The following is a 26694-nucleotide window of genomic DNA, read 5'->3' as shown; positions in this document are numbered from 1 at the left end:
CCTTATTAATTTATTTTCTCTTTTTTACAGGATTCTGACATTATCATTACTCAATCATCTTCTCCCCTCAGCGCGTGAGTGGTGGGGGGTATCTCAAAGAGAGTTGTTAATGAAATCGATGTTTCCACAGGCTGTTGTCTTCCCTCTCGCACTTTTCTCAGCATCCCTCTTTGCCGAGCCACCCACTCTTCAGGCCTCGAATGAGACTCAGCGTGATCACTTTGTCTCTGCATTATTAAAAAAAATGACGTTGGACGAAAAAATTGGGCAGTTACGACTCATCAGTGTCGGTCCAGATACGCCTAAGTCAACGATTAAACAGATGATCGAAAAAGGGCAAATCGGCGCTATCTTTAATACGGTTACTCGCCCAGATATTCGTATTATGCAAGACCAAGTCATGCAGTTAAGCCGTCTCAAAATACCCTTGTTTTTTGCTTATGATGTGGTGCATGGCCAGCGCACCATATTCCCTATTCCTCTTGGCTTAGCAGCAAGTTGGGATACCCAAGCCGTGACAACCGTTGGCCGTATTTCCGCGTTAGAAGCTGCACAAGATGGACTGAATATGACCTGGGCACCGATGGTGGATGTCAGTCATGAACCACGCTGGGGTCGAAGCTCAGAAGGATTCGGTGAGGATACTTACCTGACGTCAATGATGGGTCAAACGATGGTTAAAGCGATGCAAGGTAATGATCCTGCCGATCGTAATTCTGTCATGACCAGTGTTAAGCATTTTGCCTTATACGGCGCGGTGGAGGGGGGCAGAGAATATAACAGTGTTGATATGAGCCCCCAGCAGATGTTCCAGCACTACCTACCTCCTTATCAAACTGCATTACAAGCAGGCAGTGGTGGGGTAATGGTCTCGCTTAATTCGATCAATGGGGTGCCCGCGACAGCCAATCGTTGGCTGCTCACCGATCTCCTACGTCATCAATGGCATTTCAAGGGGATTACCGTCAGTGACCATGGTGCGATTAAAGAGTTAATTAATCATGGTGTTGCCAGCGATCCCGCCGATGCGGTACGGATTGCGATCAAGGCGGGTATTGATATGAGTATGAGTGACCAATACTACAGCCAATACTTACCAGGACTGGTGAAAAGTGGTGCGGTCACTGCTGCGGAAGTCGACAATGCTGCCCGCCATGTACTCAATGTTAAATACGATATGGGGCTATTTCGTGATGCCTACAGCCATTTAGGTCCGGTGGGTAGCGATCCTAAAGATACTAATGCGGAGGATCGCTTGCATCGTGCACAAGCTCGTGAGGTGGCAGCGCAAAGCCTGGTGCTACTCAAGAACTGGCATCATATTTTACCGCTCAAAAAGCAGGGAACCCTGGCATTGATTGGTCCTTTGGCCGATAGCCAGCGGGATATTATGGGGAGTTGGTCGGCAGCGGGCGTGGCAAAACAGTCTGTTACCCTGTTACAAGGGATGCGTGAGGCTGTAGCCGGTAAAGCCACGCTACTTTATGCTAAAGGATCGAATATTACCGATAATGCCAAGGTTCAGGCCTTTTTAAACCTCTACGAACCTGCAGTAGAAGTGGATAAACGTAGTCCACAGCAACTCCGTGATGAAGCGATCTCAGTGGCTAAGAAGGCAGATGTTGTAGTGATGGCGGTGGGTGAATCACAAGGGATGGCGCATGAAGCCTCCAGTCGGAGTGATATTCGTCTTCCCAAGGCGCAGCGCGATCTGATAGACGCGATCAAAGCGACAGGAAAACCGATAGTATTAGTCCTGATGAATGGCCGTGCGCTGGACATTACGCAGCAAGATCAGCAAGCAGAAGGGATTTTAGAGACCTGGTTTAGTGGAACAGAAGGGGGGCATGCTATTAGCGATGTGTTATTCGGTGATGCTAACCCATCCGGTAAATTACCAGTGACCTTCCCTCGCTCAGTCGGACAATTACCGCTTTATTATAATCATCTCCCCACGGGACGTCCTTACGATTTTACCCATCCCAATAAGTATACGTCTCACTATTTTGATATCGATAATAGTCCGCTGTATCCCTTTGGATTTGGATTAAGTTACACCGAGTTCACGCTATCACCGATTTCTCTCTCGTCGTCCATGCTCACGGCGAAAGGTCAAATGGTGGCGTCGGTGACGGTAACGAACAGTGGTAAACTCGCAGGTGGCACCATCGTTCAGCTCTATTTACAAGATCCTGTTGCATCCATCAGTCGCCCAGTAAAAGAGTTAAAAGCATTTGAAAAAGTCCAGTTGCAGCCGGGTGAGTCAAAAAGGGTACAGTTTACCCTGAGTAAAAATGACTTAAGTTTCTGGAACCAACAGATGAAGTGGGTCGTCGAACCCGGGCAGTTCGTCGTGATGATCGGCACTGACTCTGTGCATACTGAAGTGAAATCATTCACCTACCAGTAGCGACATCGCTCGGGAATAACGCAGCTGCCTTACGATAAGGCAGCTTTTTTTTATGTAAGACTGCTACACTTATTCTTCAAAATGCCAGAAATGTGGTGAAAGCATGGAAAAAATCGACGTTATATTGGTGGATGAACACGATAATCCACTGGGGCAAATGGAAAAATTGGAAGCGCACCGTCAAGGTCGACTGCATCGCGCCATCACCGTGTATGTGTTCAATACACAGCAACAGCTTATGCTGCAGCAACGGGCGTTCAGTAAATACCATTGTGGTGGTTTATGGAGTAATACTTGCTGTGGTCATCCTTTTCCTCATGAAGGCACACAACAGGCTGCCGAGCGACGTCTCGACGAAGAGATGGGGCTAAAAATGCCACTGAAGGAGATCACGCAGACTTATTATAATTTACCGGTGACGGATGGTTTAATTGAGCATGAATATGGGCATATTTTCACGGGGTATACCGATCAGTTACCGGTACTGAATCCAGACGAAGCAGAAAATTATCGGTTTGCTTCACTATCAGAGATTGAGAAAGAACTCGTCTCCTTCCCTGAACGTTTCACTCCTTGGTTTAAAACAACCTTTCCGATGCTTGCTAAGCAGTTGAGAGCGGGGGACTAAAACTCCCCCCAACGCTGAGGGTTTATTTTCCGATGACAATCGAGTATCCTATTAGCGCTACGCCGCCGATACCCCCCACAGCCATCAGTAAGAAAAGAAGAATAAAAAAAATTTTTTTGACGTTCATTTAGAGAATCTCGGAGATATTTTAGGGGAATGATACTCCTAACCAGATGCTGAATAAAGACATCAGCGGCATCAGGTTTTTATAAGCGAATCCTATGACACTTTAGGCGGTTGCACCGGTAGAATCGTGTTTAAAGGAGAAAATAATGATTATTTCCCGTATGACTTCACCCATAGCGAGTGAAGACTTGAGGCAATTAACAGCATTAATGCAGGAAGCGGTCAGCTTGGGAGCGAGTATTGGTTATACCGATGCCACTCAGCAGGTTGATGCAATGCATCATTATTGGCAGCAGCAGAGTCATGCTATCACTGAAGGCAATGTCCAGTTTTTCTGTGCACGTGTAAATGATCAAATAGTGGGTGTGATCGGTTTAGAGCGTTGTGGAAAATATAATGGGACACATCGCGGTGAGATATTCAAGTTAATGGTCAGTCAAGCATGGCGTCGTCAGGGCATTGCAAAAAAACTGATGCAAACCGCCATCGATAGCGCGATACAGCTAGGGCTAAAGTTATTAGTACTCGATACACGCAGTGAAGATTTCACAGTGAAACTTTATCGATCCTTAGGCTGGATCGTCGTTGGGGAAATTCCGCACTATGCGCAGTCGACCTCAGGGGAGTATCAAGCGACCACCGTCATGTTTCTACACCTCAGTCGCTAATTAAAAATATTCCTCACAATTACTGACGTTGAGTAGATACTGTGTAAAAATACAGTCTGTTTCAATTTAACGTTGGTTGTTATGGCACTCACTTCAGCAGTAAAAGCGCAAATCAGCGATTGGTATAAAAAACTTCAGCGTAATGTTGATGATTTTATTCCTCGGCTGGCACAGCGTCAGATGATGGCGGAAGTAGCCAAAACCTTAGCCGGAGAATCGGGACGCCATTTGGCAATCGAAGCTCCCACCGGGGTAGGTAAAACCCTTTCATACCTCATCCCAGGTATCGCTGTCAGTCGTGAAGAGAGTAAAACCTTAGTGGTGAGCACGGCTAATGTCGCGTTACAAGACCAAATTTACGGTAAAGATCTTCCTCTCCTTAAACGCTTTATCCCCGATCTGACCTATACCACGGCATTTGGTCGACGGCGTTATGTCTGTCCGCGAAACCTCTATTTTACAGGCGATAATAGCCAGCCGGATCTTCTCTATTTATTGGATGATGACTCATTAAGCAGTCAAGCACCCGGAGCCATCACGCCGCTTGAACAACAGCAGTGTGAACAGTTACAGCAGGTGTTGGATGCCGGTAGTTGGGATGGTGTGCGGGATCACTACCCAGAGAATATCAGTGATCGTCTATGGGCCCGTTTATCGACAGATAAAGCTCATTGCCTGGCTCATCATTGCCAATGGTATAAGGAGTGCCCCTTCTTCTCGGCACGACGCGATATTGATAATGTCGACGTGGTGATTACTAATCATGCACTGGTCATGGCTGCATTGGAGAGCGATTCAGTACTTCCGCCGGCTAAAGATCTTTTGCTCATTATGGATGAAGGGCATCATCTACCCGATGTCGCCCGTGATGCATTAGAAATCAGTGCGGAAATTACGCCGACCAGTTTATCATTCCAACTCGATCTTTTTGCTAAAACCATAGAGCAGATTACCGCGCAATTTACCCTTAAGTCCCCCCCAGCTTTGGCAAAGCCTGAACGGTTTGCCGCACACCGTGAGACGATTGACGAGCTGGTCATGTCCTTTGCCCAGATTCTGTTGCCACAGGTTAAGGCAGCACCTGAGCAGCGTTATCGCTTTGTGATGGGGGAGCTTCCCGATGCGCTCAGAGAGCAATGCGAACAACTTTATAAGCTCTATGATGGATTGCGTGCAGCAGCAGAGACGCTCCTGAATTTTCTTGGGGAGCAGACAGGTAAAGCGGATATGGTGAGGATCCACCGTGGGATGCTACAACTTAATCGTTTCTTCGGCCACTTTGAAGCGCAGTCGAAATTATGGCGCTTGGCAGCATTACGGCAACTTTCTGGGGCACCTGTCTCAAAATGGGCGACGCTGGAGACGGCAGAAGAAAAACCGCAACTTTGGTTACATTGTGCAGGGATACGAGTGAGTACTCAGTTGAAGAATATTCTCTGGTCAAAAGTGCCGCATACCATTTTAACCTCGGCAACTTTACGTAGCCTAAATACCTTTAGTCGTTTTCAGGAACTCTCCGGGTTAAGCGAAAAATCAACAGACCGCTTTGTCTGTCTTGATAGCCCTTTCAACCATGCAGAGCAGGGTAAACTGGTTATTCCTACCATGCAGTATGAGCCTGACTTCCAGCACGAAGCGTTGCATTTGGCTGAGATGGTGAGCATTTTCCGACAGATGCTAGTCGAATCTGAGCATAAGGGGATTTTAGTTTTGTTCTCCAGTATGCGAGCATTACAGCAATTTGTGACATTGATGGTTGATAAGCGGTTGTCTATGTTGGTGCAAGGCGACCAACCTCGTACTCGATTGATCGAACTCCATCGTGAGCGGGTTCTGGCAGGACAACAAAGTATCTTGGTTGGCGTACAATCTTTTGCAGAGGGGCTCGATCTTAAAGGTGAGTTGTTGACGGCGGTGCATATTCATAAAATTGCGTTTGCCCCTATCGATAGCCCTGTTATTGTGACGGAAGGTGAGTGGTTGAAGAGCAAGCAGCGTTATCCTTTTGAGAGTCAGAGTTTACCTACGGCTTCCTTCACGTTAATCCAACAAGTGGGAAGGTTAATTCGCAGTCATCATTGCCATGGTGAGATCATTATTTATGATCGTCGGTTAATCACGCGTAATTACGGTAGTCGACTCTTAGCCTCTTTACCTGTTTTTCCTATTGAACAACCTAAGTTTACGCCAAGTGAAGTCAGCGTTGTTCCTTCAGCGTTAAAAAAGAAAACAACACATCGCCGCGCGTCGCGTAAGTAGAGAAATCATGGATATTAAACAAATTATTAAAGAGATAGGTCGTGGCAAACTTCATGCGCGTCATCTCGATTTAGACAATGCCACGGCACTTTATCGCGCGATATTGGGGGATGATGTCGACGATCTCTCTTTAGGAGCGATCTTGATCGCATTACGCATTAAAGGTGAAGGCGAAGAGGAGCTACTCGGTTTCTACCGCGCACTGGAGGACTGTTTACCTCAGTGGTCAGCGCTGCCACATACCGTCGTTATTCCCAGTTATAACGGTGCTCGGCGACAGGCAAATATGACGCCACTGTTAGCCTTGTTACTGCACAAGTTTGGGGTGAACGTCTTTTTGCACGGGATTCATTGTGACCCGACTCGTATTACCAGCGCAGAGATCCTTGCGGCAATGGAGATTAAGCCTGCAGAGACTATCGCTGAAGGGCATCGACAAATGTTGGACACAGGCTTTTCGTTTATGACGATCGATACGCTGTGCCCGCCGTTAGCCAAGCAACTCGACCTGCGGTGGCACTTAGGCTTGCGCAATAGCGCCCACACGCTGGCCAAGCTAATATCACCTTTTACTGCGCAAGCGGGAGTGAGACTAACGAGTGTGTCGCATCCTGAATATTTACCAAAGGTAACGCAATTTTTTCGCGATATTCACGCTAAGGCACTGGTGTCTAATGGGTGCGAAGGTGAGGTCTATCTCAATCCGCAGCGCCCTTCAGCGATACAGTATGTGAATAATGATGGCAGTGACGTATCAGAAATGATCCCACGGGGAGTACCTGCACAAACGCCGTTAGCCTCCAATAAAGACATTGAGACGACGGTTAACTGGATGCACGCCGTTTTAGAAAAAAAATATCCCATTCCGCTACCGTTACGCGAGCAGATTATCAGTAGTTTAGTCGTCTGCGAACGTTTTAATTCGCTGAGTGAAGCAGGTTCATGGCTCGCAGAGCAAGGTTACTAATGCATCCAAGAAATCGTTATCAAGGCCACTATGATTTAGCGGTACTCTTTAAACTAGAACCTAGGCTCGAAGCTTGGTCAATGTTGACCCCTAGTGGCAAGCTAAGCCTTAACTTTAGTGAACCTGAAGCCGTAAAACTTCTCAATAAAGCGCTATTAAAACAGTGGTATCAATTGCAGTGGGCGTTGCCCGATGATCACCTTTGTCCCCCCATCCCTGGTCGAGCCGATTATATTCATCACTTAGCGGATTGCTTAGCAGAAGATCTCCCGACAAATCATGGCCCCCAGATTTCGGTGTTAGATATTGGTTGCGGGGCCAATTGTATCTATCCATTAATTGGCAGCGCTGAATACGGTTGGCGTTTTACTGGAAGCGATTGCCAACCTGAATCTATCCGCGCTGCCCAACAACTGCTAGCGATGAACACTGGCTTGACGCGATCGATTCGGTTACGGCGTCAAAAAGAGCAGAGTAAGATTTTTGATGGCATCATTCAGCCTAAAGAGTTTTATCACGCTACGCTGTGTAATCCTCCGTTTCATAGCTCTGCACAAGCCGCTGCAGAAGGGACAGCTCGTAAGAATAATCATCTGGGGATAGCTGAACATCAGCTCAATTTTGCTGGCCGTTATCACGAGCTATGGTGCCCTGGGGGAGAAGTCGGATTTATCACTAAAATGATTGAAGAGAGTGTGTTATTCCAACAACAAGTATTGTGGTTTAGCACTTTGGTCGCTAAGCAGCAAAGTTTAGCCCCGCTAAGAAAAGTATTAACGGATCATTCAGTGCCAGTGAGAAGAGAAATTGAAATGGCGCAAGGAAATAAAAAAAGTCGTTTATTGGTTTGGAGTTTTCATAATAAACGGCAGAGAAAGGAGTTAGTGAAGCCAGCCTGAACTGGCTTCATAGCTATTACTCGATGTTGGCCTCGATGAACCATAGGAATTTGTCTAAATCACGTGATGCTGCAGTAAAGATATCTGCAGTATCTTCGTCATTCACATCGCTGATTGCTTTACGAACATCGTTAGCCACTAACGCGTAACGCTCAGCCAGGGCAACGAGGTGATCCTGAACACTATGAATGTTCAGCGGGTAGCTTTTCAGAGGGGTCTTATCATTAACAACTTGAGTTGAACCCAGTGCCACACCACCTAATTGCACCGCGCGTTCAGCGACGTTATCTTGGTGTTCAGTAATAGCTGTACGGAAACCGTCCAACATTTCATGAACCGCCATAAAGTTCGCGCCACGCATATTCCAGTGCGCTTGCTTGGTGATCAGTGATAAATCAATCAGTTCAACCACGATCTTATTTAAGACTTGAATCGTTGCCGCTTTATCTTCATCAGAAACATCGTTACGGGTATAAAGCAGTTCAGTATTATTTGTTTTAATAAGTTTTGCAGTACTCATGAAAAATTCCTTCTCGTTATGAACCTATTGAACTCTACTGAAATGAGTATAGCAGCGCTTTTTAAAACTGCAGCAAGGTGTGGCCTATTAGTGAGATAGACTGAATGATAAAACCCTAATGAGAATGATTTTTCTTCTTAATCTTAATCCGTTTCATGCGGCTCGCCTTAGATTTCATGGTTAATGCAGAACCTGCAGAAGCCAAAATTATCGCCAGCAGCCCGGCAAGTTGAGTGAGTGTTAGGTGTTCGTTGAGAAATAAAAAACCTGAGAATGCGGCAACGGCGGGCTCCATACTCATTAATGTGCCAAATACTCTGGCGGGTAAGCGCGTCAGCGCCATCATTTCAAGAGAATAGGGAATCGCATTCGAAAGTAAGGCGACTAACAGCCCAATGGGAATAATTGACCAATGCCAAATTCCCGGTTCTGCCATGACTAAACCGGTGGGCACAAAAACCAATGAAGCAATGAGTAATCCTACCGCTACCGTAGCTGCCCCGTGTTCAGACCCGGCTTTTTGGCCGAAAATAATATAAATTGCCCAACAAGCCCCAGCAGCTAGTGCAAAAAATGCACCGAGTGGATCAATATTATTCGCACCACCGTGCACAGGTAGTAACAACCATAGCCCGCTTACCGCTATAATAATCCACAGAAAATCAGTCACCTTACGAGAATTCGCGAGCGCTAGCGTCAAAGGCCCGACAAACTCAAGGGCGACACCGATCCCTAATGGGATGGTACGTAATGCCATATAAAAGAGAAAATTCATTCCTCCCAATGCTAAGCCATAAAAGATTAGTGGCCGCCGCTGCTCTGGAGAAAAATGTAAACGCCAAGGTTTAAACATTACCCATAACATGATGGTGGAGAGGCCCAAGCGCAGCGCAGCGACACCTGGGGCACCCACCTCAGAGAACAGCGATTTAGCTAGGGAAGCTGCTCCTTGTAATGTAAACATTGCAATTAACAGCAGGCCGATAGGATAGAATACCGATGCAGTGCTTTTTTGTGGATTGCCCATAGAAAGCCCGAATTGGGTGAATGATGGGGTAGAATTGTATTGAAACGTGAAGAAATAGCTATAGAGATTCAGAATATGCTTAAAGATTTATTATTTTAGAAAAAAATTGCGCCGCTGTTTTTTAGCAACTTAACGATGTATATCAGTTAGATAAGTGTCGTTGTACACGTTATGTTACATGTTACTCGGGGTTGGACAACAAAATTCGGGCAGAGTTTCTTACTTTTTTTTGTTATATTTCATTTGTTGTCAGTAAAAATAAAAGTAATTTCACATTGAGGTTATTATGAAAAAAATTGCATGTCTTTCAGCTTTAGCTTGTTTACTCGCCGTTTCTGCAGGTTCTGCAATGGCTAAAAGCACCGTTACTGGTGGTTACGCACAAAGCGATTACCAAGGTGTTTTAAACAAAGCTAACGGTTTCAACTTAAAATATCGTTACGAAGATGAATCTAACCCATTAGGTTGGATTGCATCATTCACCTATACCGAAAAAGACGCTAACAAAGATGTTAACGACTATCGTAAAGGTCAATACTACGGTATCACTGCAGGTCCAGCTTACCGTCTAAATGACTGGGCAAGCATCTACGGTGTTGTAGGTATCGGTATCGGTCGCGTTCAAAACAACGCTGAAGGCCATGGTCCTGCAGGTTACAACAGCAAGAGCAACAGCGATGTTGGCGTTGCTTACGGTGCTGGTCTGCAATTCAACCCATGGGAAAACGTTGCACTTGACGTTGGTTACGAGCAAAGCCGTATCCGTAACGTTGATGTGGGTACTTGGATCGCTGGTGTTGGTTACAGCTTCTAATTGTACTGTTCCTAAAAAACGACCCTTAGGGTCGTTTTTTTTTACCTAAAAAAATTCGACCTAACCGTTTCAAAAGGTAAAGGCGTAATTGGAAAGGGGAAAGTGTAGCGTAGCCGAAAAAGGAAGGCTGAGAAGATGAGCGGTGAGCACAGGTTGACGTCTGAGGCAACTCTTTATCATAGTTCATGTTCAACCCCCTAATCAATGAAGGCAAAAATAATCAGCTATAGTGATTTATATATAGCACAGGCTATATTCTTTAGCTAATGCTATATGAGAAAAGAGTTGAGCTTGATCTCATCTCGTTTAAGATAGTGAGCATGGTCGACTTGGTCGACATTGGCCTTTGTAAGGAATTTCGATGAATCACCCAAATACTCGTGTAAAGCCATCAATTGGTCCGATTAAAAATCTTGAAAACCATGTTGAAGGTTTTAAGCAGGTTAGAGAAGCGCACCGACGCGAACTAATCGATGATTATCTTGAGTTAATTTCTGATCTCATTCATGAGTTTGGTGAAGTACGTCAAGTTGACATGGCTGCACGCCTAGGGGTTTCTCAACCGACTGTCGCAAAAATGCTAAAACGTTTAGCTGCCGCAGGGCTAATTCAACAAATTCCTTATCGTGGAGTTTTCCTTACCCAGGAAGGGGAAAGTTTAGCGCAACAGAGTCGCGAACGTCATGCTATCGTTGAAGATTTTTTATTGAGTTTAGGAATCTCACCCGAAGTTGCTCATTGTGATGCAGAGGGAATCGAACACCATGTCAGCGATGAGACGCTAGCGGTGTTTAAAGCCTTTATCAGTAAACAAAATTGTCGGCCTTAGATTTTTTCGCGATATCTTTATCATTACCCTATGAATAGTAGGGGATAAATACTAGTTTTTACTTTTACTCCCTTGTAAGTTTCGGTCAGTATTTCAACATCATCGAAAACTTACCTTTACCCCTAATTATTGTTTATCAAAAGAATTATACTAATTAATCAAAATTCTCTTACACAATAAGAGAATGTATTGAGCACAAATGGAGAATGGAATCAGTCCCAGAATTATCTGAAACTGGTTTTTTGTAATAAAAGATATTTAGCCTTTAGATTAAGAGTGTTTAATGATTACCAATTTTAAAGGTAATGAATTTGTAATGAAGGTGTCGGATTTCTTTACCTAGAAATAGTATTTATTTTTAGAATTATTATTTTCTAATTTTCTATTTATTTTCTAAACTAATTTCGGTAACCTTGCCGATATTGTGATTTTTTAAGTTTATAGAAAGGGAAAAATAATGAGCGACATTTTTAAACTACTGAACAATATCCGTACACTTCGTGCGCAAGCTCGTGAAGTTGAGTTAACTGATCTAGAAGAAATTCTAGAAAAATTAACCACTGTTGTGACTGAGCGTCGTGAAGAAATTGAAGCCGAAGAAGCATTAAACCGTGAGAAAGCAGAAAAGCTTTCTAAATACCGTGAGTTATTAGCAGCCGAAGGTATTGACCCTAGTGAATTATTAGGCGCGGCTGAGACTAGCAAAAAACGTACTAAACGCGCACCTCGCCCAGCTAAATATGCTTACACAGATGAAAACGGCGAAAAGAAATCGTGGACTGGCCAAGGTCGTACCCCAGCTGCGATCAAAAAAGCGCTTGATGAAGGTCAATCACTAGAAAGCTTCTTAATCTAAGTTTTAGTGCTACCTAAGAGCCAGCGTTCGCGCTGGTTTTTTTATTGCTTTTCTCTCTGTACTATACAGAGAATCCTTCAAATGAGTTATAATCTCTTCATTGTGTAATGATTATACAGCGGTAATTACTGTTAAGTCATACTCCATCAGTGCCCAATCCCATTAATTAAAAGGCTTAAACGTGTTAGTAACCAACAACGTAACTATGCAATTTGGTAGTAAACCACTATTTGAAAATATTTCCGTGAAATTTGGCGGTGGTAACCGCTACGGGTTAATAGGTGCGAATGGTAGCGGCAAATCAACCTTTATGAAAATTTTAGGACGTGATTTACAACCAACAGCAGGTAACGTAGCGTTAGATACTAATGAGCGTATTGGTAAATTACGCCAAGACCAATTTGCTTTCGAAGCTTTCAGTGTTTTAGATACGGTTATCATGGGCCATGATGAACTTTGGCAAATAAAACAAGAAAGAGACCGTATCTACGCTTTACCTGAAATGAGCGAGGAAGAGGGTTATAAGGTTGCTGATCTCGAAGTACTGTACGGTGAGATGGATGGTTACAGTGCGGAAGCTCGCGCGGGTGAACTTCTATTAGGCGTGGGTATTGAAGTAGATTTGCATTATGGTCCTATGAGCGAAGTCGCTCCTGGTTGGAAGCTGCGTGTGCTACTCGCACAAGCGCTTTTTTCAAATCCCGATATTCTTTTATTAGATGAACCGACGAACAACTTGGATATTGATACGATTCGCTGGTTGGAACAGACGCTTAATGAGCGTGACAGTACTATGGTTATTATTTCCCACGACCGTCATTTCCTGAATATGGTCTGTACGCATATGGCAGATTTAGATTACGGCGAAATTCGTGTTTATCCGGGAAATTATGATGAATATATGACCGCTGCGACGCAGTCTCGTGAGCGTCTGCTCTCTGATAATGCGAAAAAGAAAGCGCAAATTGCTGAGCTACAGTCATTTGTTAGCCGTTTTAGCGCGAATGCCTCAAAGTCTCGTCAGGCAACCTCTCGCGCTAAACAGATCGACAAAATTAAATTGGATGAAGTAAAAGCCTCAAGTCGGCAAAATCCATTTATTCGTTTTGAACAAGATAAAAAATTATTCCGTAATGCTTTAGAAGTTGAAGCGTTAACGAAAGGATTTGATAACGGCCCGCTATTTACCAAACTGAGTCTTCTGCTCGAGGTTGGAGAAAAATTAGCAATTATTGGTGCAAACGGCATTGGTAAAACGACGCTACTTAAAGCGCTAGTCGGAGAACTGACTCCGGAAAGTGGTAGCATAAAATGGTCTGAAAATGCGTCGATCGGTTATTATGCCCAGGACCATGAATACGAATTTGCGAATGATTTAACTGTTTTTGATTGGATGAGCCAATGGAAACAGGCGGGCGATGACGAGCAAGCGGTAAGAAGTATATTGGGACGATTGCTCTTCAGCCAAGATGATATTAAAAAGCCAGCTAAAGTTCTTTCAGGGGGTGAGAAAGGGCGGATGCTATTCGGTAAATTAATGATGCAAAAACCCAATATTCTGATTATGGATGAGCCAACTAACCACTTAGATATGGAATCCATTGAATCCTTGAATATGGCGCTAGAAATGTTTGAAGGGACCTTAATTTTCGTTTCACACGATCGGGAGTTTGTGAGCTCCCTCGCTACGCGTGTACTGGAAATTAAACCTGGTAAAGTCAGCGACTTTACTGGTAATTACGAAGACTATTTAAATTCCCAAGGGATTGCCTAGTTTGCGTTGTGCCTAACGTAAGTTTAGGTTAGGCACAAAGAGAACAGTGTGGATTTCGCTTTACCTTTAATGGGGTAAAGCTGAAATTCATTGCATCATACAGTAAATACCTTCCTTCGGTTTGGCATCCATAGTGCGTTAAATGCCGTATGGCTTCCATAGCTTGTAAACTGCCAATTACCCCCGTCAACGGTGACATTACGCCGTTCTCCACGCAGCTCCCAACAGAGTTCCCAAAACGATGGCTAAGGCATTCATAGCAAGGTTCGTCTTTCTTCCAGGTAAAACTGATCACACAGCCTTCCATACGAATTGCTGCCCCTGATATGAGCGGGACTGAGGTGGTGAAACACAGGCGATTTATCTGTTGGCGGCTGTAAAGTTGGTCGGTGCAGTCAATGATCATGTCATGTTCTGCACAACGCTCAAACCATATCTCGGAGTCATCGATTGCATACGGATAGGTAACGATGTGACAGTCTTTGTTGCGTAAGGCGAGCTGTTGTTTAGCGACGTCAACTTTTGCTTTCCCACAGTCGTCCTCAGTGAACAGTATCTGCCTCGGTATATTTGAGAGGCTTACGGTATCGGGATCGACCAGCGTCAGCCGACCAATACCGCTCGAAGCCAGGTAGGTTGCTACAATACAACCTAAGCCTCCCATACCCACAATCATCACGTTAGCCGTTGCGAGTTGCTGCTGTTTTTCAATATCAAAGTCTTTTAGGACAATTTGGCGATCGTAGCGTAATAACGCTTTATCGGATAAAGACATTATGCACCGTCTAAGAAATCAGGGAAAGGTTGAATAGTGACTGTCTCTCCTTGCTCCACTGAGCCTGTTTCACGCGGTAAACAGATAAAACAGTTGGCATGAGTAAAGGTGCTAAACATATGCGATCCCTGCTTTTCATCCGCAGTGACGTGATACTCTCCTTGATGAGACGAGAAAACCCCACGCTGGAATTCAGTTCGACCTGGCTGCTTAGAGATAGGGGCGGTGAGTACAGCCGTGAGTGGTGTGAAGGGCGCTGCGGCAATTCCTTGTAGACGAAGGATCATCGGGTAAACAAGCTGACAAAAGGTCACTACCGCAGAGACTGGATTGCCGGGGAGCCCACAAAATAAACTATCGCTTAATCGGCCAAAGGCAAAAGGCTTTCCGGGTTTCATGGCCAATTTCCAGAAAGTGATATCACCACATTCGAGCAACACATCTCTTGTGTAATCAGCAGCCCCCACAGAGACTCCCCCAGTGCTGATGACGAGATCGGCTTGTTGATCTGCGCGGTGAAGAGCATCAGTGAGCAGTGTTTTATTATCGGGGATGATACCCAGGTCAATTACTTTGCAGCCTAAGCGTTGTAGCATTAGATCAATCGCGAAGCGATTCGTATCATAAATCTGTCCGGCAGCAAGTGGATTACCTGGTGAAACCAGTTCATCACCGGTGGAGAGAATAGCCACACTAAGTTGTCGTTTAACCCTAACTTGCTGAATACCTAAAGAAGCTAAAAGGGGAAGATCTTTAACTTTTAGGCGCACACCGGATTCAAGCACCACTTGTCCCTGACGGATATCCTCACCGATACGGCGAATATTTTGGCCTGCACTAACGGCTGCCGTGAGTCGAATACCTTGTGCTTCTTTTTCGGTCTGCTCTTGCATCACCACGGCTTCGCAGCCTTCTGGCACAGGGGCTCCGGTCATGATCTGAATGACCTGTCCTGTTGGAAGAGGGCCTGAATAGGGGTGACCAGCGAAAGCTCGACCGGCGACAGGTAAAGGTTGCTGGGAGTCAATATCAGCGAGGCGTAAGCCATAGCCATCCATCGCAGAATTATCGAAACTCGGGACATTAATCGGTGAGATAATAGGCTCAGCCGTAACCCAGCCCAGCGCCTCATTGATACTAAGAGTTCGCGACGCCGTGATTGGGGGTAAGTCACGCAGTAACAATGCCTGAGCAGCTTCAACAGAGAGTAGGTCAGCTGTGAAAGGTTCCATCTCAACTCCATTCAGTGTGGGAATCCAGTACAGAATAACACGTTAGTGACTCATCATTGGTGGATTGTCATGATTATTATCCTCCCCCTTATCGTGTCGGGAGAGAAGGAGTATTATGGCTAAGGCAAGGCTAACATACTTTTAAATATGTCCTTCATCTAACACTGACCCGACGTCACGACTCTCTAAATCCCCACGCATAGGGGAGGCAGTTTGATACCTTGGACCCGTGTTAGCGACAGCAATGGATTATGCTCAAGCTGAGGAACATAGTAATGTAAGTCGCTCGGTACTATTTCATCACTCAGCGGGCCAGTAATTGCTAGTACTTTGCGGATGGGTGTCCAAGCCGCCCGTTGCAATCACTTTACCGTTTACGTTTAGCGTTTCGGCTATGGCTTGCAAGGATTTTTGCACCGCACTATCGATAAATTGGCAGGTGTTGACGATGACTCAATTTTTGTTTTAAGGGCATTATTATCTAAAAGAGTCGAGATGACTTAGCTTCCAGTATCAGTAGCGCAGCAACGCGCGGGTTTAATTCAACCTAAAAAAGAGAATATTTATTTAATGGATGCAAAAAAAATGTAAATATTTTAACACGACTGTAGATACCAACACTCCGGCAGGATATCCTCATTTTCAACGAGTTAAATTAGGACTGAGTGAAAAATAATGCACCCATCAAAGATATCGACCCCGCTACGCCCAGCGTTACTTGCTGTAATGCTCATTACCCCATGCGTTACTTTTGCAGACCCTCAACCTAATGCACCTCAGGTTGATGCGAAAGCATGGATTTTAATCGATTATGATAGCGGTAAGGTGCTAACAGATTCTCACGCAGATGACCGATTGGACCCGGCGAGTTTAACGAAAATGATGACCAGCTACGTCGTCGGTCAAGCGTTGAAAAGCGGTAAAATTAAGTCAACTGATAATGTAACTATTGGGCAAGATGCGTGGGCTACAGGAAATCCAAAACTTCGTGGTTCGTCGGTAATGTTCCTTAAACCAGGCTCACAGGTCTCTGTTGCGGATCTCAATCGCGGCATTGTGATCCAATCGGGTAATGATGCTTGTATCGCGTTAGCCGATTATGTTGCCGGTAGCCAAGATACCTTCATTGGCTTGATGAATAATTATGGTCAAAAACTCGGTCTAACGAACACACATTTTACGACCGTTCACGGTTTAGATGAGCCGGGTCAGTATAGTACTGCACGGGATATGGCGTTGCTCGGCCAAGCGTTGATCCGCGATGTACCGGAAGAATATAGCCTGAATAAAGAGAAAGAGTTTAGTTTCAATAATATTCGCCAACCTAACCGTAACCGCCTGTTATGGAATTCATCACTCAATGTCGATGGGATCAAAACCGGATATACCTCAGGCGCGGGTAATAATTTGGTCGCTTCGGCAACTTCTGGCAACATGCGTTTAATCTCAGTGGTGCTTGGTGCGAATACCGATAATATTCGTTTTCGTGAAAGCGAGAAGCTGTTGAATTGGGGTTTTCAAAATTTCGAAACGCTTTCGCCGATTAAAGCGGGTAAACCTTTTGTACAAGCCAAAGTCTGGTTTGGTGATACTAAGCAGGCTTCACTTGGGGTGATGAATAATGCCTCAGTGACAGTGCCTAAAGGTCAAGTTAATGCTTTGAAGGCAGACTATACCTTAACTCAAACCCAGCTTTCTGCACCACTCACTAAAGGACAAGTTGTAGGACAGGTTAATTTCCAGATCAACGGAAAAGTGGTCGATCAAAAACCACTAGTGGTATTGGAAGAGGTTAAGGAGGGCGGAATGTTTAGTCGTTTAGTCGACTACGTATGGCTTCATATCTCCTCACTGTTTGCGAAATGGTTTTAATCGTCTTTTGACGAGATAAATAAAAAAAGCCAGGGTAGTGAAGTCACCTGGCTTTTTTAGTCTCAGACATTGTTAGTGTTGTATCCAACCCCAGCGGATCGGCAACGCAAAAAGTTGTCGGTAAATTTTACGGGCAATGTTTAATAGTGCTTGACCATAAAATTTCCAACCGAGCTCCGCGGTTAAACAGCCGATCATTCCGACCAATAGACCACCCAACATATCAAGCGGCCAATGTACGCCAAGGTAAATTCGCGACCAAGCGATTAATACACCCACCGCGAGTAGAGCTACTCCAGACCAAGCGCGATGCCAGAACATAAAGGCTAAGCTAAAAGTAAAGATAAAGGTGCCGTGATCGCTAGGGAAGGAGGTATCTGGTGAATGATTTAACCAGTGATATCCAAGGCCAATAGCAAAAGGACGAGGGTGTGGAAACACCTTACCAATGACAAAAGAGAAAACGATAGCATAGACAAGCGCGGTAGCCGTTTTAAGGACGAGTTCACGGCGTGAGTCGATAAATTGTTTCGGTGACCAAAGCCATAAGCCGACGACCAGAAGTGGAATGATACCGATAACATCCTTAGCTAAAATAGTGGCAAAATTAATCAGCCAACGTGGAGAATCTGGAGTCGCATTAAGCCATAAAAAAAGCTGAGTGTTTAACTGCTCCATAATATAAGTGTTCTCCTAAAGGGGATAGCATTAAATGTTAATTTTCAATGTTAATATAATTAATGTTTATCGGCTAGGGTGAAAAGTCTTATCTTTTCACCTTACAAGGTCAACCACCCGGCCACAACATCACGACTAGCGTTCCAGCGAGCGTTAAAATGACGTTTGCAATAGCATAGGTTCCTGCATAGCCTAGTGCTGGAATGCTGCTTCGTGCCGTATCGCTAATAATTTCTAGCGCGGGCGCACAGGTTCGCGCACCCATCAATGCACCGAAGAGCATTGCTCTGTTCATTCGTAACACGTAAGCGCCAAAACAATAACAGATCACCACCGGTAACAGGCTGACGACAACGCCGCATAACAGCATGGAGATGCCGTTCTCACCTAATCCGTGATGCAGTCCACTGCCTGCGCTTAAGCCGACACCGGCCATAAAGACCAGCAAACCAAACTCTTTTACCATGGTCAGAGCCCCTTGCGGGATATAACCAAAGGTTGGGTGGTTGGCTCGTAGGAAACCGAGCATGATCCCCGAGAAAAGCAGTCCGGCGGCATTACCAATGCCAAATCCAAAATTACTAAACTGAAAGGTAACCATACCGATCATCAACCCAATGATAAAGAATGAGCAGAAGGCAAGTAGGTCGGTCATCTGACTATGAATTGCGACGAAACCAATACGGTCGGCGATACTTTTAACCCGTCTTGTTTCACCACTAATTTGTAAGATATCGCCCTTATTTAATAAGATATCGTCATCAATTGGCATTTCGATCTGGTTACGAATGACCCGGTTAAGAAAGCATCCATGGTCGGTAAGTCGTAATTTCCCTAATCGTTTATTCACGGCATTATGGTTTTTCACCACGATCTCTTCTGTGACGATACGCATATCCAAAAGATCGCGGTCAAAGACTTCTTTACCATGTCGAAAACTTGGATCTAGCCGAGCGTGAGCATCGGGATAACCCACTAATGAAATATCATCCCCTTCTTGCAGTACAGCATCGCCATCTGGGCTAGCCAATATCCCGTTACGTCGAATACGCTCGATATAGCAACCGGTGTGGCGATAAATCCCTAGTTCGCGTAAATTTTTACCGCCACTCCACTCCACTAACTCTTTTCCAACTCGATAAGCCCGTATAACTGGTAAAAAGACCTTACGTTGGCTGTCTGCATCAAGTCCGCGTTCGCGTGCGATTTGTTGCGCACTTGTCGGCAGGTCTTGGTGTTGTATGCGCGGAAGGTAGCGGGCGGCAAATATTAAACTTACTAATCCGACCAGATAGGTCAGTGCATAGCCCAAGCTGAGGTTATCTTGAAGTAACGCTAATTGTTGTGGGTCGGTAATGACTTGCCGCAGAGTGTCTCCCGCGCCAACCAGTACCGGGGTTGAAGTCAGGGATCCTGCTAAGATTCCGGCTGAAAGACCAATATCCCAGTGAAAAAGCTTACCCAGACCTAATACGATCAGCAATGCACTGCCAACCATAACCAGTGCGAGCATTAAATAGTTTTTTCCATCGCGGAAAAAGATTGAAAAGAAGTTAGGTCCGGCTTCAATTCCTACGCAGAAAATAAACAGCATAAAACCTAAGCTCAGCGCATTAGTATTAATAGAGTAATGTTGTTCGCCTAGCAGTAGTGAGACCACCAGTACCCCGATTGAACTGCCGAGTTGGATACTCCCAAGCCGAATTTTTCCTAGACAAAGACCAAGAGAGAGAACAACAAAAAGAAGCAAGACATCATTGGCGCTGAGCAGATTTGCAACGTTTATATTCACGAGTCAATTTTCATTTAATAAGTCGGAGAAATGATGCCGTCAGTATGCCATCGGCTAATACTGACGGTTCTAAAAAAACCGTCTCATTCTAATCGTTCACTTACACAACTGCTATGACTGATTGATGGAAAAATGGTTTTACTCAATGGGATGATGGGTACTGATTACTCAGTACCCGATGGGATTATTGATATAATCCGAGATGTTGTTTGGCATAGGCTTCAAATTCGGTGAAGCCGCCGACGTGAGATTCGTCGATAAAGATTTGTGGAACAGTTTCCACAGTCTTGCCTGCACTTTTCGACAAATCGTCTTTACTGATTCCTTCAGCGTGAATATCCACATAGCGATAGCTAAAATCATCGCGCTCGTCAGTCAATTTATCGGCTAACTCTTTCGCGCGGACACAATATGGGCAGCCTGGGCGACCAAAAATTACCACAAACATAACAGCTCCTTTGAGAAATGGAAGATTTATCATGCCTTGCCAATTGAAAGATTGGAAGCCGTGAAGAGACGTGCATACTGATTTCGCACAATCGGTGAGTTCATAAGGGTGTCAGGCAGTGTAGTAATGACTACACTTACCTCTTTGTGACATTTTTTGGAGCCAGTCATGACACCGACCATCGATCTTCTTCGCCAACACCGTTCCATACGTCACTATAGCGACGAACCGATAAGCGCTGAGCAACGTGAGGCGATCCTATTAGCGGCGCAATCTGCTTCCACCTCTAGCCTGTTACAGTGCGCTTCGGTGGTGCGGATTACCGATAAAACGAAACGTCAACGCTTGGCAGAACTCGCCGGTAACCAAAGTTGGGTGATAGAAGCTGCTGAGTTTTGGGTGCTATGCGCCGATTTCAACCGGCATAAGCAAATCAGTGAGCAAGCGGAATTGGGCTATGCGGAACAACTGATCTTGGGCTGTGTCGATACAGCCCTTTTAGCGCAAAATGCTATGGTTGCTGCCGAATCGTTAGGCCTAGGCGGTGTATTTATTGGTGGGCTACGTAATCAGCCGCAGGCGGTCAGTGAATTACTCGATTTACCTAAATTCGTATTACCGCTATTCGGACTTTGCTTAGGCTGGCCAACTGATAAGCCTGTGCTAAAGCCTCGCATGTCACTCTCTATGCTGGTTCATGATAATACCTACCAGTCTATCGAGACTGAAACACTTGCGGCTTACGACCAACACTTAGTGGATTATTACCAACATCGCAGCAGTGCCAATCGGCATGAGACTTGGAGCGAAATGGTGGAGAGAATGGTGACTAAAGAGAGCCGACCTCATATGCTCGCATTCTTACAGCAGCAAGGATGGATCACTCGCTAACCGATACGGCGGGGTGAGAGAAATAGAATTTCATCCCGCTTCAATGCTATACTACCGCGCCCCAATTCACTATCTTCCATAGGTAATCTATGTTTTGCCCTCGTTATGACGCGGGTCAGTGCCGCTCTTGTCAATGGCTCCCCAAAAAATACGTCACGCAACTTGCCGATAAGCAGGCGAAGATTGAACAGCTCTTAACAGATGTACCTGTGGCAGAGTGGCGGCCCCCTGTTCCGTCGGCGCAAGAGCGATTTCGTAATAAGGCAAAAATGGTGGTGAGTGGCTCTGTGGAGCGGCCTATTTTGGGGATCATCAATGCCGAGGGTGAGGGTGTTGACTTAATAGATTGTCCACTCTATCCAGAGACTTTCGCACCGGTCTTTCGACAATTGTTACCCTTTATCGCCAAGGTAGGATTAACGCCTTACCATATTGCGCGGCGCAAAGGGGAACTCAAGTATTTGCTACTAACGGAAAGTACCGAAGGCGGCATGATGCTGCGCTTTGTCTTACGTTCAGAGAAAAAGTTAGCACAACTCAAGTCCGTCCTTCCTGAACTTCAGCAATGCTTACCGCAATTGATCGTGATTTCGGTGAATATTCAGCCAGTGCATATGGCGATTATGGAAGGGGATCAGGAGATCATCCTAAGTGGTGCATCGGCTTTAGCAGAGTCTTTCAATCATATTCCTCTTTGGATCCGCCCACAGAGCTTCTTCCAAACCAATCCCAATGTTGCAGCCAAACTCTACCTGACCGCGCGCGAATGGACCCAAGGGTTAAAGCTTGACACATTATGGGATCTGTTTTGTGGTGTGGGCGGGTTTGGGTTACATTGCGCTAGACCAGAAACACAACTCACGGGTATTGAAATTTCACCCGAGGCGATTGCCTGTGCACAAGACTCCGCGACCAAACTTGGATTAAAAAATACGGAGTTCCGGGCGTTAGATGCCACCCGTTACGCCCTTAACGAGACCAATGCACCTGATTTGCTCCTGGTCAATCCACCTCGACGCGGTATTGGTCAGGAACTCTGTGAGTTTATTGTCAGTGCTAAGCCTGCAGCAATCCTTTACTCAAGCTGTAATCCAGAAACCTTGGCAAAAGATATTGCTAGACTGAGTGGGTATCGGCTTGAGCGTGTTCAATTATTTGATCTGTTTCCCCATACCGCACATAGCGAAGTACTCTCATTACTCATTCGAGAGGAATAAGTTGCCCTAGGGCAACTTATTCTTTATGTACGACGCTCAAAGCGTAGGGCATATGCCTCGATAGCGCGCATCAATAACGTCAATAGGCCGTTAATGCAGAGATAGATGATACCTGCCGCAATGAAGACGTTGACGTCATAGGTTCCGCCATAGAGTTGCTGACTTAATCCCATCACGTCCATCAGGGTAATCGTATAGGCTAACGAGGTGCTCTTAAAGACCAACACAACCTCATTTGAGTAGGAAGAGAGGGCGCGTTTGAAAGCATAAGGCAACAGCACCTTTAACGTTTCTCCACGCGTCATACCCAAGGCGTAACAGGACTGCCATTGTCCTGCCGGAATTGCCTTAACCGCCCCGTACAATAATTGCGTTGTATAAGCTGCACTATTTAACGACAACGCCACCACAGCACACAATCCGGGTTGAGAGAGAATCGACCATAAGGTTGGATACTGTTGCAATATTGGAAACTGTCCTGGCCCATAATAGATCAAGAAGATTTGCACCAATAGAGGTGTACCGGTAAATAGCGTTAAGTAACAATGGATCACTGCATTGGTCAAGCGGTTACGCAGCGCTAAAAGAACGGTTAGGGTCACGGCAATCAGCAAAGCGATAAGCGCTGCACTGAAGGTAAGACCAAGGCTGACTGGTAAGCCAGCACTGAGTTTCAGTAAATAGTCACTCATCATTGTTGCTCCAACTCAAAGCGCGTAACGCGGCGCTCAGCAAATTTAAGAATTGCTTGGCTCAACAATGTAATAATGAGGTAGATCCCCGCCGCGACGAGATACCAGGTAAAGGGCTGTTCGGTACGGGTCGCAATACCCTTAGTCTGTAGCATTAAATCATTCACACTGATTAGCGAGACTAATGCGGTATCTTTCAAAAGAACTAACCACTGATTACCTAACCCAGGTAACGCGTGACGCCACATCTGAGGCAATACAATGGTGAAAAATACGGAACCTTTACTCATTCCGAGGGCAAACGCCGATTCACGTTGCCCTTGAGGGACCGCGCGTAATGCACCGCGTAGGGTTTGTGATGCATAGGCAGAATACAGCAGCCCAAGGGCAATCACCCCGCATAAGAACGGACTTACATCAAAATTTTCGATGTTAAGCTGTAGGTGCAGGGTCGTGAATCCTAATGGCAGGGTAAAGCCATCGGAGAGGGTAAGTAATAATTGTGATGAACCGTAATAGATACCCAACACCACTAAAATCTCCGGTAAGCCACGAATTAACATGACTAGTAGACTGCCTAGCCATGCAATCGGTTTACAGGAGAGGGATTCCCAACTGGCGAAAATCATCGCAAGCGTTAAGCCAACGACTAGCGCGCAAAGCGCAAGGCCGACGGTTATCCCGCCGGCATTGAGTAAATAAAGTAATTCATTCATCAGCAATTATTTCTGAAACCACTTGTCATAAATTTTTTGGTATTCACCCTCGGCTTTAACTTTTGCTAAACCTTGGTTAAATTGCTGTTGTAACGCGCTATTCCCTTGGCGTACCGCAATCGCGACACCCGTACTAAAGTAGTCTTTGTCTGTGACTTTATCACCCACCGGGGCCAGTGAAGGGTTGTTCTTCAATGACTCATTAATCACCGCGGTATCACCGAATACGGCATCCACGCGGCCATTTTTTAAGTCAAGAATCGCGTTTTGATAACTATCATAAGGGACCGCTGTAATTTCGCTGTGTTTATCGGCAAGGTATTTTTGGTGGGTCGTTCCATTTTGTACGCCGACTTTTTTGCCTTTCAGCGCGGCTAAACTCGCTACTTTCCCTTTTGCTGCGACGAATAGCGCAGAGTTAAGATAGTAAGGAGTACTGAACAACACCTGTTTTTGACGCTCAGGCGTAATGTCCATACCCGCCATTGCGGCGTCGATACGACGGAATTTCAAGCTCGGGATTAAGCTGTCAAACGATTGGTTGGTAAAGCTACAGCTTGCATTAATTTGTTTACAAACTGCCATCGCCAAATCAACATCAAACCCTTGAATTTTGTTATCACTGCCGACAAATTCAAAAGGTGGATACGACGCTTCCGTCCCAAAACGGAGCGTTTGAGCCGCGAATGCAGAGGCTGACAGGCTGGTAAGAAGTGCAGCGATAAGAATTTTTTTCATGGTAACCCTGTCCTTAATGTGAAAGATAGTTCGCAAATTCGCGTGTTTGAGGATGTGTGAAACGTTCAGCATTTCCTTGCTCAACAATACGTCCATTTTCCATATAGACAATATGAGAAGCGGTTTTTTTTGCTACCTCAACTTCATGTGTCACGATCACTTGTGTGATGTTGGTGGCCGATAATTCATTGATAATCTGCACCACTTGCCCGGTAATTTCAGGATCGAGGGCCGCGGTCGGTTCATCAAACAGTAAAACCTGCGGCTCCATCATTAGCGCGCGGGCGATAGCCACCCGTTGCTGCTGTCCTCCTGAAAGATGAAGGGGATAGCGATGAGCGTAATCGGTCAAGCGTAACCGCTCAAGATACTTTTTAGCACGTGCTTGGGCATCGGCTCGGCTTAAACCCAATACTTTACAGGGGGCTTGAATAAGATTTTGTTCAACGGTGAGGTGCGGCCATAAATTATATTGTTGGAAAACCATCCCAACATCTTGGCGTAGCGTTCGAATCGCCGCAGTGGAAGGGCGTTGTGCAAAATCGAACTGTTGATGAGCAATGGATAACTGGCCTGAACGCGGGATTTCTAATAAGTTTAATACACGCAGCAATGAGCTCTTTCCTGCACCGCTCGGGCCGAGCAGCACTAGCGTCTCTCCCTGAGCACAGTTCAAAGTAATATCGTACAGGGCCTGTTGACCACCGTAGAAACAATTTACGCCTTCTAAATGAATGCTCATGCGATAAATCTGACTTTTATAAGAGTGTATTTGCCCAGATAGTAATTCATTATGCATAAGTATGCAATTATGGTGCGGGCTTTTTCTTACCTCAACCTTATCCCATTTGGTCAATCGTGCGAACAAAGGTAAAGTAAAGCATCACTCGTTAAAGGGGGTAAAAATGAAAAAGGGATTTCTCATTATGCTGGCGTTATTGTCGGGTTGTCAGGCTCATACGCCGCCCCTGAACTCTGCACATCAGGCAATAAATACGACTTACGTCGCGTTGGGTCATCAACCGCGAATTAACGCTATTGTGATCCATTACACGGTGGCAGATGAGCAGCGTGCTTTAACGCTGCTCACGGGCAAGGAAGTCAGTAGCCATTATCTTATTGCTCAGTACCCTAAGGGTAATGCGTCGTTACCAGAAATTTATCAGCTCGTACCTGAAGACCAGGCTGCTTGGCATGCAGGGATCAGTGCATGGCGAGGAACCTATAATCTGAACAAAACCTCAATAGGGATCGAGATAGTTAACAAAGGCCTCACCAAACCCACTGACCAGCACTATGGATATTGTGAAAGCTACCCGCCTCAACAAATCACGGCGTTAATTCAACTGGTGAGTGATATAGCCCACCGCTACGGTATCGAGCCTGAAAATATTATTGGGCATAGCGATATTGCGCCATTAAGAAAAGTGGATCCAGGACCTTGTTTCCCGTGGCAACAGCTGGCTAAACATGGACTGGGGGCTTGGCCTGATCATGAATTAGTTAAGAAGTTATTAGCGGGGCGTGCACCGGATACCCCGGTCGCCAAAGCATTGTTGCTACCGCTACTTAGGCAATATGGGTATGCCATCAACGCACATGCTACGCCGGCGGAGCAGCATCAACTCATTCGGGCGTTCCAAATGCATTTCCAACCCGAGAACAGCAGTGGCTACGGCGATCAATTAACCCTTGCTCGTTTGCAGGCACTTTTATTGCAATATCCATGGCGTAAGTAATCACCAGTACCAGGTGGGAAAGAGATGAGACGGGCCAAGGTAAGGCGCGTAAAATCGTTCTAGTCGTTTAAATGTGAAGCGTAAGGGTCATTCAGTGTTGCAGTACTAACTGTGCTGAGCAACCAGC

26 protein-coding genes and 1 pseudogene are annotated in these 26694 nt (G+C 45.5%); 14 read left to right on the top strand and 13 right to left on the bottom strand.

Annotated features, from left to right (window positions below):
- Positions 1 to 109 precede the first annotated feature (109 nt).
- Positions 110 to 2410, top strand: a complete 2301-nt coding sequence (gene bglX / locus HH682_RS08430) for a beta-glucosidase BglX (RefSeq protein ID WP_214237135.1) — start codon at positions 110 to 112, stop codon at positions 2408 to 2410.
- A 103-nt stretch (positions 2411 to 2513) separates the two neighbouring features.
- Complete coding sequence (gene idi / locus HH682_RS08425; RefSeq protein WP_214237134.1) at positions 2514 to 3038, top strand: isopentenyl-diphosphate Delta-isomerase; 525 nt, start codon at positions 2514 to 2516, stop codon at positions 3036 to 3038.
- Positions 3039 to 3060: 22 nt separating this feature from the next.
- Here the strand turns inward: idi and HH682_RS15805 are convergent, their stop codons facing one another.
- On the bottom strand, positions 3061 to 3165 hold the full coding sequence (locus HH682_RS15805; RefSeq protein ID WP_250318624.1) for a hypothetical protein: 105 nt from the start codon (positions 3163 to 3165) through the stop codon (positions 3061 to 3063).
- 145 nt (positions 3166 to 3310) lie between these two features.
- Between HH682_RS15805 and HH682_RS08420 the strand changes: the two genes are divergently transcribed.
- From HH682_RS08420 to rlmF, 4 genes are all read left to right on the top strand, one after another.
- Positions 3311 to 3832 carry a GNAT family N-acetyltransferase gene (locus tag HH682_RS08420; RefSeq protein ID WP_214237133.1) on the top strand — a complete coding sequence of 174 codons (522 nt, stop codon included), beginning with the start codon at positions 3311 to 3313 and terminating at the stop codon, positions 3830 to 3832.
- A gap of 81 nt (positions 3833 to 3913) precedes the next feature.
- Positions 3914 to 6091: an ATP-dependent DNA helicase DinG gene (dinG, locus tag HH682_RS08415; RefSeq protein ID WP_214237132.1), complete on the top strand. Its 2178-nt coding sequence runs from the start codon at positions 3914 to 3916 to the stop codon at positions 6089 to 6091.
- 7 nt (positions 6092 to 6098) lie between these two features.
- Complete coding sequence (gene ybiB / locus HH682_RS08410) at positions 6099 to 7058, top strand: DNA-binding protein YbiB (RefSeq protein ID WP_214237131.1); 960 nt, start codon at positions 6099 to 6101, stop codon at positions 7056 to 7058.
- Entirely contained in the window at positions 7058 to 7957 is a 900-nt protein-coding gene (gene rlmF / locus HH682_RS08405; protein ID WP_420826195.1) for a 23S rRNA (adenine(1618)-N(6))-methyltransferase RlmF, read from the top strand. The genes ybiB and rlmF overlap by 1 nt, the downstream gene beginning before the upstream one ends.
- Before the next feature lie 16 nt (positions 7958 to 7973).
- On the opposite strand, the gene dps is transcribed toward rlmF, so the two are convergent.
- Both dps and rhtA read right to left on the bottom strand, forming a co-directional pair.
- Entirely contained in the window at positions 7974 to 8477 is a 504-nt protein-coding gene (dps, locus tag HH682_RS08400) for a DNA starvation/stationary phase protection protein Dps (RefSeq protein WP_214237129.1), read from the bottom strand.
- 115 nt (positions 8478 to 8592) lie between these two features.
- Positions 8593 to 9504, bottom strand: coding sequence for a threonine/homoserine exporter RhtA (gene rhtA, locus HH682_RS08395; RefSeq protein ID WP_214237128.1), 912 nt, complete (start codon positions 9502 to 9504; stop codon positions 8593 to 8595).
- A 286-nt stretch (positions 9505 to 9790) separates the two neighbouring features.
- On the opposite strand from rhtA, the gene ompX reads away from it, so the two are divergent.
- From ompX to HH682_RS08375, 4 genes are all read left to right on the top strand, one after another.
- Positions 9791 to 10318, top strand: coding sequence for an outer membrane protein OmpX (gene ompX / locus HH682_RS08390; RefSeq protein WP_214237127.1), 528 nt, complete (start codon positions 9791 to 9793; stop codon positions 10316 to 10318).
- A 361-nt stretch (positions 10319 to 10679) separates the two neighbouring features.
- A complete protein-coding gene (gene mntR, locus HH682_RS08385) occupies positions 10680 to 11147 on the top strand; it encodes a manganese-binding transcriptional regulator MntR (RefSeq protein WP_214237126.1) in 468 nt (155 codons plus the stop codon).
- Between the two features lie 457 nt (positions 11148 to 11604).
- Entirely contained in the window at positions 11605 to 12003 is a 399-nt protein-coding gene (locus tag HH682_RS08380; RefSeq protein ID WP_214237125.1) for an H-NS family histone-like protein, read from the top strand.
- Positions 12004 to 12184: 181 nt separating this feature from the next.
- A complete protein-coding gene (locus tag HH682_RS08375) occupies positions 12185 to 13777 on the top strand; it encodes an ABC-F family ATPase (protein ID WP_214237124.1) in 1593 nt (530 codons plus the stop codon).
- 28 nt (positions 13778 to 13805) lie between these two features.
- On the opposite strand, the gene moeB is transcribed toward HH682_RS08375, so the two are convergent.
- The 3 genes and pseudogenes from moeB to rimO form a co-directional block, all read right to left on the bottom strand.
- Positions 13806 to 14552: a molybdopterin-synthase adenylyltransferase MoeB gene (gene moeB, locus HH682_RS08370; RefSeq protein WP_214237123.1), complete on the bottom strand. Its 747-nt coding sequence runs from the start codon at positions 14550 to 14552 to the stop codon at positions 13806 to 13808.
- Positions 14552 to 15784, bottom strand: coding sequence for a molybdopterin molybdotransferase MoeA (gene moeA, locus HH682_RS08365; RefSeq protein ID WP_214237122.1), 1233 nt, complete (start codon positions 15782 to 15784; stop codon positions 14552 to 14554). The genes moeB and moeA overlap by 1 nt, the downstream gene beginning before the upstream one ends.
- A 203-nt stretch (positions 15785 to 15987) precedes the next feature.
- Positions 15988 to 16237, bottom strand: a pseudogene (gene rimO, locus HH682_RS15800) (30S ribosomal protein S12 methylthiotransferase RimO); the annotation flags it as partial.
- 273 nt (positions 16238 to 16510) lie between these two features.
- Between rimO and HH682_RS08360 the strand changes: the two are divergent.
- Positions 16511 to 17656, top strand: coding sequence for a serine hydrolase (locus HH682_RS08360; protein ID WP_250318630.1), 1146 nt, complete (start codon positions 16511 to 16513; stop codon positions 17654 to 17656).
- Positions 17657 to 17728: 72 nt separating this feature from the next.
- Here HH682_RS08360 and ybjG read toward each other — a convergent pair whose 3' ends face one another.
- The 3 genes from ybjG to HH682_RS08345 all read right to left on the bottom strand — a co-directional run bounded on the left by ybjG (position 17729) and on the right by HH682_RS08345 (position 20574).
- On the bottom strand, positions 17729 to 18334 hold the full coding sequence (gene ybjG, locus HH682_RS08355) for an undecaprenyl-diphosphate phosphatase (protein ID WP_214237120.1): 606 nt from the start codon (positions 18332 to 18334) through the stop codon (positions 17729 to 17731).
- 109 nt (positions 18335 to 18443) lie between these two features.
- Positions 18444 to 20126, bottom strand: a complete 1683-nt coding sequence (locus HH682_RS08350; RefSeq protein WP_214237119.1) for an aspartate:alanine antiporter — start codon at positions 20124 to 20126, stop codon at positions 18444 to 18446.
- A 184-nt stretch (positions 20127 to 20310) separates the two neighbouring features.
- Positions 20311 to 20574: a GrxA family glutaredoxin gene (locus tag HH682_RS08345; RefSeq protein WP_092674586.1), complete on the bottom strand. Its 264-nt coding sequence runs from the start codon at positions 20572 to 20574 to the stop codon at positions 20311 to 20313.
- Positions 20575 to 20742: 168 nt separating this feature from the next.
- On the opposite strand from HH682_RS08345, the gene nfsA reads away from it, so the two are divergent.
- Both nfsA and rlmC read left to right on the top strand, forming a co-directional pair.
- Positions 20743 to 21465 carry an oxygen-insensitive NADPH nitroreductase gene (nfsA, locus tag HH682_RS08340; protein ID WP_214237118.1) on the top strand — a complete coding sequence of 241 codons (723 nt, stop codon included), beginning with the start codon at positions 20743 to 20745 and terminating at the stop codon, positions 21463 to 21465.
- An 89-nt stretch (positions 21466 to 21554) separates the two neighbouring features.
- Complete coding sequence (gene rlmC / locus HH682_RS08335; RefSeq protein ID WP_214237117.1) at positions 21555 to 22682, top strand: 23S rRNA (uracil(747)-C(5))-methyltransferase RlmC; 1128 nt, start codon at positions 21555 to 21557, stop codon at positions 22680 to 22682.
- Between the two features lie 23 nt (positions 22683 to 22705).
- Here rlmC and artM read toward each other — a convergent pair whose 3' ends face one another.
- From artM to artP, 4 genes are read right to left on the bottom strand one after another with little or no spacing between them, the layout of a single operon-like run.
- Positions 22706 to 23374 carry an arginine ABC transporter permease ArtM gene (artM, locus tag HH682_RS08330; RefSeq protein ID WP_214237163.1) on the bottom strand — a complete coding sequence of 223 codons (669 nt, stop codon included), beginning with the start codon at positions 23372 to 23374 and terminating at the stop codon, positions 22706 to 22708.
- The gene (gene artQ / locus HH682_RS08325) at positions 23374 to 24090 is read right to left on the bottom strand and encodes an arginine ABC transporter permease ArtQ (RefSeq protein ID WP_214237116.1); all 717 of its coding nucleotides are present in this window, start codon (positions 24088 to 24090) and stop codon (positions 23374 to 23376) included. The genes artM and artQ overlap by 1 nt, the downstream gene beginning before the upstream one ends.
- Before the next feature lie 6 nt (positions 24091 to 24096).
- Positions 24097 to 24828: an arginine ABC transporter substrate-binding protein gene (artJ, locus tag HH682_RS08320; protein WP_214237115.1), complete on the bottom strand. Its 732-nt coding sequence runs from the start codon at positions 24826 to 24828 to the stop codon at positions 24097 to 24099.
- 13 nt (positions 24829 to 24841) lie between these two features.
- Positions 24842 to 25570: an arginine ABC transporter ATP-binding protein ArtP gene (gene artP, locus HH682_RS08315; RefSeq protein WP_214237114.1), complete on the bottom strand. Its 729-nt coding sequence runs from the start codon at positions 25568 to 25570 to the stop codon at positions 24842 to 24844.
- A 163-nt stretch (positions 25571 to 25733) separates the two neighbouring features.
- Here artP and HH682_RS08310 point away from each other — a divergent pair, with 163 nt between their 5' ends.
- A complete protein-coding gene (locus HH682_RS08310) occupies positions 25734 to 26567 on the top strand; it encodes an N-acetylmuramoyl-L-alanine amidase (RefSeq protein ID WP_214237113.1) in 834 nt (277 codons plus the stop codon).
- Positions 26568 to 26694 lie beyond the last annotated feature (127 nt).

Origin of the sequence: Rosenbergiella gaditana (assembly GCF_018494065.1) — a bacterium.
Classification (GTDB): Bacteria; Pseudomonadota; Gammaproteobacteria; order Enterobacterales; family Enterobacteriaceae; genus Rosenbergiella; species Rosenbergiella gaditana.
The sequence above is the reverse complement of the archived record's forward strand: the minus strand, read 5'-3'. Positions and strand labels throughout refer to the sequence as shown.

Bases quoted from the DNA above. Each gene is read 5' to 3' on its own strand.
- bglX (WP_214237135.1), top strand. From the start codon at position 110: ATGAAATCGATGTTTCCACAGGCTGTTGTCTTCCCTCTCGCACTTTTC.
- idi (WP_214237134.1), top strand. From the start codon at position 2,514: ATGGAAAAAATCGACGTTATATTGGTGGATGAACACGATAATCCACTG.
- HH682_RS15805 (WP_250318624.1), bottom strand. From the start codon at position 3,165: ATGAACGTCAAAAAAATTTTTTTTATTCTTCTTTTCTTACTGATGGCT.
- HH682_RS08420 (WP_214237133.1), top strand. From the start codon at position 3,311: ATGATTATTTCCCGTATGACTTCACCCATAGCGAGTGAAGACTTGAGG.
- dinG (WP_214237132.1), top strand. From the start codon at position 3,914: ATGGCACTCACTTCAGCAGTAAAAGCGCAAATCAGCGATTGGTATAAA.
- ybiB (WP_214237131.1), top strand. From the start codon at position 6,099: ATGGATATTAAACAAATTATTAAAGAGATAGGTCGTGGCAAACTTCAT.
- rlmF (WP_420826195.1), top strand. From the start codon at position 7,058: ATGCATCCAAGAAATCGTTATCAAGGCCACTATGATTTAGCGGTACTC.
- dps (WP_214237129.1), bottom strand. From the start codon at position 8,477: ATGAGTACTGCAAAACTTATTAAAACAAATAATACTGAACTGCTTTAT.
- rhtA (WP_214237128.1), bottom strand. From the start codon at position 9,504: ATGGGCAATCCACAAAAAAGCACTGCATCGGTATTCTATCCTATCGGC.
- ompX (WP_214237127.1), top strand. From the start codon at position 9,791: ATGAAAAAAATTGCATGTCTTTCAGCTTTAGCTTGTTTACTCGCCGTT.
- mntR (WP_214237126.1), top strand. From the start codon at position 10,680: ATGAATCACCCAAATACTCGTGTAAAGCCATCAATTGGTCCGATTAAA.
- HH682_RS08380 (WP_214237125.1), top strand. From the start codon at position 11,605: ATGAGCGACATTTTTAAACTACTGAACAATATCCGTACACTTCGTGCG.
- moeB (WP_214237123.1), bottom strand. From the start codon at position 14,552: ATGTCTTTATCCGATAAAGCGTTATTACGCTACGATCGCCAAATTGTC.
- moeA (WP_214237122.1), bottom strand. From the start codon at position 15,784: ATGGAACCTTTCACAGCTGACCTACTCTCTGTTGAAGCTGCTCAGGCA.
- HH682_RS08360 (WP_250318630.1), top strand. From the start codon at position 16,511: ATGCTCATTACCCCATGCGTTACTTTTGCAGACCCTCAACCTAATGCA.
- ybjG (WP_214237120.1), bottom strand. From the start codon at position 18,334: ATGGAGCAGTTAAACACTCAGCTTTTTTTATGGCTTAATGCGACTCCA.
- HH682_RS08345 (WP_092674586.1), bottom strand. From the start codon at position 20,574: ATGTTTGTGGTAATTTTTGGTCGCCCAGGCTGCCCATATTGTGTCCGC.
- nfsA (WP_214237118.1), top strand. From the start codon at position 20,743: ATGACACCGACCATCGATCTTCTTCGCCAACACCGTTCCATACGTCAC.
- rlmC (WP_214237117.1), top strand. From the start codon at position 21,555: ATGTTTTGCCCTCGTTATGACGCGGGTCAGTGCCGCTCTTGTCAATGG.
- artM (WP_214237163.1), bottom strand. From the start codon at position 23,374: ATGAGTGACTATTTACTGAAACTCAGTGCTGGCTTACCAGTCAGCCTT.
- artQ (WP_214237116.1), bottom strand. From the start codon at position 24,090: ATGAATGAATTACTTTATTTACTCAATGCCGGCGGGATAACCGTCGGC.
- artJ (WP_214237115.1), bottom strand. From the start codon at position 24,828: ATGAAAAAAATTCTTATCGCTGCACTTCTTACCAGCCTGTCAGCCTCT.
- artP (WP_214237114.1), bottom strand. From the start codon at position 25,570: ATGAGCATTCATTTAGAAGGCGTAAATTGTTTCTACGGTGGTCAACAG.
- HH682_RS08310 (WP_214237113.1), top strand. From the start codon at position 25,734: ATGAAAAAGGGATTTCTCATTATGCTGGCGTTATTGTCGGGTTGTCAG.